The organism is Pseudaeromonas pectinilytica, from assembly GCF_054780855.1.
Genome location: NZ_BAAGVN010000222.1, coordinates 1 through 1,469 on the forward strand (window position 1 = coordinate 1; position 1,469 = coordinate 1,469).

Below are 1,469 nucleotides of genomic sequence, written 5' to 3' on the forward strand. Positions count from 1 at the left end.
TGAAAACAGAACACTTGGAGAAGGTGCTGATTGCCGGATTATCCGTATCGCTCAAAAACTAGACACTCATGCGTTCGCCCTGCATGATCAGAGTTGCTTGCCTCGGTTGCAGTGGCAGTAACAGTTAGCTGGATCTGCCCGATAAAACCATCCGGCGGCGTGATTTTTAAAGAAGCGGCATTCCAATTACTAATATCAACCGAATCCAGCTCCTTTGTGGCAGTGAAGCTCTGGCGGCCATCGCTCAATACAGCCCCGGCCGGAATCGAACCTATCGTCAAGGTCAGAGATTCAGAACCATCACCATCTTTCAGCTGAGGGTAAATGGGTGACAATGCAATCGCGGTTTCCGCCATCCCATGGTTATATTCCACCTCGTAATAGCCACCATCACCGTTGACCGTCTGAGCGCCGTGCTGCAATCCAGCGTTATCAACCGCATCGATACCGGTATACAGCGGAATATTGCTGGTCGACAAATTCACCGCAGTACCGGTATCGACCGCAACCTTAACTGAAAAATCGCCGATGTAGTGCCCGTTATAAGCAAACATCTCAAAAGTGTAGTAACCGCTCGTAGTGACTTTGTAGGCTCCGCTATAGTCCTTATGGGTATTGAAGCCATTATTGACTAGAACATCCCCTCCAATTTCCAAGCGGAATGTATCATCCTGATGCCCTGTAAATGTGTAGGTATGACCAGCTTCTAAATAAATTAGCCCCTTGGCGCTATAAGCATCATTCTCATCAATAGTTCGAACAACACCTAAATCTGTCACCGGTGCAATGGTTTTTGGAGTCGTCGCCTCCAATACAGACTCTACCTTAACAGTATTTTTCGCATTGCTAGAGTTTGAATTTGAATTACCATGGTCAAGACCTGCGACATTATCGTAATAACTCAACACCAAACCATTGCCTTTATTATTAGCAGCGGCAATCCCCCCTTGATATTCTGAGCTGGCAATATTCAAGATTGGTCTATCAGCCAGCGCCGTTATATTGATTTGCGTGGCATAGGAAGTGTTACTCCAATTGGTACCATCACTGACGCTGAACTTGAATGAACTATCCAGATCCGAATTATCGGCAGGATCAAATTTCAAATTTTCGGCTGAAATATCCGAAACCTTGATCGTCACCCCACCTGGCGCCGAGACCATGGCACTGGTAATGGCAACACCATTCAAATAAAAGGTACCGTTTGCTGGCAATGAATCAATGCGGATCACCTGCAAACTATCACCCGTATCCTGATCGTTGAATGAACCAAAATCATCAACCGTTAAGGTATGGCGATTGGTGGTATTACCCAGATCTTCTTGGATATTAATGGTGTCGTCGGTGGAGGTTGGGTTGAACACCATATCAGTCACCACCGGCGTAGTGTTCGGGCTCAGTTGTTCGAAGCTGTCGCCAGTGGCACTGGTGATGGCATTGCTGATGCTGCCCGCATCTTTGTACACATC

The 1,469-nt window shown here is 46.8% G+C and carries 1 protein-coding gene; it reads right to left on the reverse strand.

The genetic code is table 11. From position 1 onward, the window contains the following. Positions 1–38 precede the first annotated feature (38 nt). Positions 39–1,469, reverse strand: a 1,431-nt coding sequence (locus ACYVG7_RS10380) for a hypothetical protein (protein WP_460883044.1), incomplete at its 5' end; no start/stop codon positions are given.